The following is a 4,124-nucleotide window of genomic DNA, read 5'->3' as shown; positions in this document are numbered from 1 at the left end:
CGATCGCCGGCAACACCGCCAGAGTGCTCAAAAGTACCTACGACACCAGCAAGCTCATCAAAATAATCGGCACGACGGCAGCGGTAGCGGGAACCACAGCATTCACGGTCACCGTTTTCGATAAGGTCCCCAGCCTCACCGATATCGCCACCAAACTCGGCGCTATCATCGCCATGAAGGTGTACATCGATGCCGATGGAAACCCGGCAAACGGTGGGGGCTCCTCCGGCATTCCTTCGAGCGCGGTTACCGATGAGATGGCAAGAATGCTGCGAGAGGGTATTCATCCGGGTGAAGATTGTTCCGAGATTGCAGAACATTTAAAGAAGGTTGCCGCTGGGGAAGGGGAGATACTCAGGGTGGATCCCACTCCCGGGCAAGAGGTAACTGTTGAAGAATATGGGCTGCGTGAACAATTTCTATATCACGAGGTCTATACCGACGGAAAATACGTATACGATCCGAGGCATAGTCCGAATCCCATCCCCATCGAGCAATGGCGGAAGACTATTATGGGAGATAATCCCGGCGCCACGATCAAGGGAGTAGGATAGTGAATTCAGGTGATTTTATTACTCGACTGAAGCGGTACGGTGGCCTGGAGTGGTATCGCCATGCGGGCGGCATGGGTGATGACGGCACTCCCGCTCCGCCGCTTGTTGTTTGGCGTTTTCCTGAGCCTCGGCCGGCTCGAGTTGCTGAACTAGTGAACGAGGCTGCTTTCGCCGACAATCGAGAGATCGACTGGCTGTTTGACACCACCCGACGAAACTGGGTGCTCGTACCTGCACGAGTGATGGCTGAGAAAGAACTTCACGGACTGGCAACCGAAGCGCAAGCTGTGGACCTCTTAGTGAGGACGGATCGAGAATTCTGCCAGCGCTCGGTACGTGATTTCGCGAGAATCATCGCAGTGTTGGATCGATATTCTGGCGACTGACTCGAAGAGGTCGCACCATCGAGGTCCGAGAGCGGCCTAACGGCTTGGATGTGCCGTGCACCGACGACGGCATCCAACCGTGCTGCGCGGCGACCCGTCGGGTCGTCCAGACCGGCCGCAGTCACCTTGTCCGCGACACTGACCACCGCTCGGACCGCACCGAGGTCGATGCCGGAACCACGGTCCAGGGTTGGTTTACCTGCTGCCAGATGTCCGGCAGACTATGGGCATGTCCGAACATGCCGGTGCACCGTTCAGCTTCGCGGAGGTCAGACCCTATGAGGTCGTCGACTCTCTGACAGAGTTGCACGGGCCTGAGCACGGGATGCTCCAGCTGCCTGTTGAGCTTGCATGGGGCGGCCGAACCGAGTTCGACTTGGATGACGCCTACGACCGGACCGCGGTGTACAAGATCGTCCTGGAAGAAGGGACTGACCGTCATCTGCGAGAGCTGATCAGCGGACGCCTGCTCGTCGCCATTTGGCCACAGATGCAGCCCGCCCGGCCGGTCCGCGCCCTCTGGGAGAGGAAGTTCCCGCAGCTTCGAGCCGCCGCCTGATGGATCCACGCCAACACGAACTGGCACGCATCGCACTGCACTCGGTCGGCAACCGCGGATTCGTACTCGGCGGCGGCCACGCAATCGCGCTGCACGGAATGGGATCACGCCCCTCCGAGGACGTCGATCTGTTCTCCGACAAACGCGGAACACCCGGCGAAGTGGCCGATGACGTGACCGCCGCATTTGAACACGCCGGGCTTACAGTCACCATCGTCCGCCAAACTCCCGACCTGGTACAGATGACCGTCACATATCCAGACGAGCACGCCTGCAAAGTGGATCTCGGCGTGTTCTGGCGATCCAGATCACCGATCCTGCTCGAAGTCGGACCAGTCCTGCACCCCGATGACGCCGTGGCCGGCAAGATGGACGCCCTGTTCAACCGATGGGCCCCCAGAGACTACCTGGACGTCGATGCGATCCTCGTCAGCGAACGCTACACACGGGAACAGCTCATCGCAGTCGCCATCGAACACAACCCAGGCTTTGATCGGCGCATGTTCGCCGAGTCACTGTCCTACCTCCACAAGATGCCCGACCGCGACTTCACCCCCTACGAGGTCACGATCGAAGACATCACCGCCATGCGAAGCCGCTACGCCGAATGGGAAAGCGAACTGACGTGCTGACTGGATAGTCGCGGCTATCTGCATACGAAAGTTCGGGACGAGTGCGGATGCCCTCTTCAGATCGCAGAAGCTTACCCGCGCCGTCGGCCATCCGCACGCTACCCGACCGACCTGCTGCGGAGCCACACTTTCCACAGTCGAGCATGACTACTTCCGTTGCAGCGTACAGTAATTCGTCATTCGCGTAGCCCAAGACGAGTCCGACCTCGACAGAGCACACCTTCGGTGGAACGCCACCGCCCACGCGGACGCTGACCACCACAGCCGACCCCACGGCACCACCGCCACCTACATCGAAACCAAGCTGTACGAAATCACCGCAGGACTCACAGCACCCACCCAACAACGATTCCGCCCTGCCGAACAGCGATGCCTCGCACACGCCTCGACCGGGAATCTAATTTTCCGTGATCACACACGCCGCCATGGATGTATGCCCCAAATCGTCGGGGTGGTCGGATGACTCCCGAAATCATTCATGCGCCCGACGGTGCGGCCGAGCGCACCACGGGCCGCGCCTTCGAGCACGCGCGACTACGGGAGGTAAATCCCTGGCCCACAATACAATCCAGCGATCCCGAGCCAAACACCCCGACACTGCACAGGTCGGCACCGCACACGTCACCGGCGCCTACTTCCGCATCCCCTTCCGGGAACGACGCCAAGCAGACCTGGACATCAGCGACAAAGTCCTGCTCGCCGCCCACCCCGGCCACCAGCACCTCGCGATCTACCCACCACCAGTGCTACACGCGTTCTTCGGCAACCACCTGCGTTCGGAACCCCCTGTCAAACCCGGTGAGACCGTTCAGGCTACGAATTCTGTGTTGAGGTTCTCCTTCGCTGGTTCGTTGATCCAGCGTGGGCAGCCTGGGTGGGGTGGGTGGCCGCCCGAACCGTGTCGGGTTGGCGGTGTAGGCGGCGGTCAGGACTTTGCCGCGTTCGGCGCGGATCTCGACAGCGGTGCCGTCGTGAACTGTTGCGGGAGTGTGTAATCCGATTCCGGAATGCCGGTGATCGTTGTTGTAGTAGGTGAAGAACACCTGACAGAACCGCCCGGCCTCGCCGATCGAGGCGAACCGCTGCGGAAATGCCGGGCAGTACTTCAACGTCTTGAACTGCGCCTCGGAATAGGGGTGTCGTTGCTGACCCGGGGACGGGAGTGTGAGCGGGTGATGCTGAGGTCGATCAGCAGCTCCGATACGTGTTTGCTGGTCATCGGGCCGCCGTTGTCGGCATGGATGTAGCCGGGCACGATCCCACTGTTCGCAGCGATCGCGTCGAGCTGGAATTGCTTTGCCAGCCAACCGGATTCGCTTGGTGCGATCCTCCAGTGGACGGCTTTGCGGGAGAAGATGTCCAGCATGCACTCACCCGCCCCGAACGCGCCCATATCTGGAAACTGATGGAGCAGTTCACCGCGCGACTGGACAAACTCGGCATCGAAACCTGGGGACAGGCCGCCGAACGCGCGGCTCGATTCGAGATCGAACGCGCCACAAAGATCGCCGAACGCCGCAACCGGGACAACGATCCGGACAGCCTGGACAGCAGCTCGGGCGTGCGATATCGCAACCACCGCTAGCAGGAGGCGACCGGGTCAACAAGGTCCGTAATGTCGGAAGATGGTGAGCGGCAGCGCGTTCACACCAGCCACAGGGTTCGCTCGGGTACCTATCAGTGGTCACTGATAGGTAACCCATAGACGGCCAGTTGCGATTCCCCACCGACAGCCAATTATGGCGATCCGGCGCACCGCCGGCAATCTGGCTGAACGACCGGTGATGCTGAGTTCGGGACGATTGCGGGAGTGTGGACACGATCTCGGCTGAACCGATGACTTTCGGGTGAATCTGCCGTCGATACCTCTGGGTGTACGGAAAGACAGGAGTCCAGGTATGACAAGACCGTTTCGATTGGGCATGACCTCGGTGCGGGCGAACGGTGTGGATCTCGGCATCGAGAGCTTCGGCCGCGCGGACGATCCGCTGGT

The 4,124-nt window shown here is 60.6% G+C and carries 6 protein-coding genes and 1 pseudogene; 5 read left to right on the top strand and 2 right to left on the bottom strand.

Annotated features, from left to right (window positions below; all coding sequences use genetic code 11):
* The 4 genes and pseudogenes from AB0J29_RS36985 to AB0J29_RS36970 all read left to right on the top strand — a co-directional run.
* Window positions 1-554, top strand: a pseudogene (locus AB0J29_RS36985) (hypothetical protein); the annotation flags it as partial.
* Window positions 554-940, top strand: coding sequence for a hypothetical protein (locus AB0J29_RS36980; RefSeq protein WP_364795993.1), 387 nt, complete (start codon window positions 554-556; stop codon window positions 938-940). The pseudogene AB0J29_RS36985 and the gene AB0J29_RS36980, both read left to right, overlap by 1 nt.
* A gap of 229 nt (window positions 941-1,169) precedes the next feature.
* Window positions 1,170-1,499: a hypothetical protein gene (locus AB0J29_RS36975; protein ID WP_364795990.1), complete on the top strand. Its 330-nt coding sequence runs from the start codon at window positions 1,170-1,172 to the stop codon at window positions 1,497-1,499.
* Complete coding sequence (locus AB0J29_RS36970; protein ID WP_364795987.1) at window positions 1,499-2,131, top strand: nucleotidyl transferase AbiEii/AbiGii toxin family protein; 633 nt, start codon at window positions 1,499-1,501, stop codon at window positions 2,129-2,131. Before AB0J29_RS36975 ends, AB0J29_RS36970 begins: the two co-directional genes overlap by 1 nt.
* Before the next feature lie 746 nt (window positions 2,132-2,877).
* Here AB0J29_RS36970 and AB0J29_RS36965 read toward each other — a convergent pair.
* Together AB0J29_RS36965 and AB0J29_RS36960 are read right to left on the bottom strand one after the other, a co-directional pair.
* Window positions 2,878-3,240 carry a hypothetical protein gene (locus AB0J29_RS36965; RefSeq protein ID WP_364795984.1) on the bottom strand — a complete coding sequence of 121 codons (363 nt, stop codon included), beginning with the start codon at window positions 3,238-3,240 and terminating at the stop codon, window positions 2,878-2,880.
* Window positions 3,237-3,497, bottom strand: a complete 261-nt coding sequence (locus AB0J29_RS36960) for a DDE-type integrase/transposase/recombinase (protein ID WP_364795981.1) — start codon at window positions 3,495-3,497, stop codon at window positions 3,237-3,239. Before AB0J29_RS36960 ends, AB0J29_RS36965 begins: the two co-directional genes overlap by 4 nt.
* 39 nt (window positions 3,498-3,536) lie before the next feature.
* On the opposite strand from AB0J29_RS36960, the gene AB0J29_RS36955 reads away from it, so the two are divergent.
* Window positions 3,537-3,716, top strand: a complete 180-nt coding sequence (locus AB0J29_RS36955; protein ID WP_364795978.1) for a hypothetical protein — start codon at window positions 3,537-3,539, stop codon at window positions 3,714-3,716.
* Window positions 3,717-4,124: the final 408 nt, after the last annotated feature.

This window comes from Nocardia sp. NPDC049707 (assembly GCF_040674855.1).
Lineage (GTDB): Bacteria > Actinomycetota > Actinomycetes > Mycobacteriales > Mycobacteriaceae > Nocardia.
This window is presented reverse-complemented; position numbering and strand designations above follow the sequence as displayed.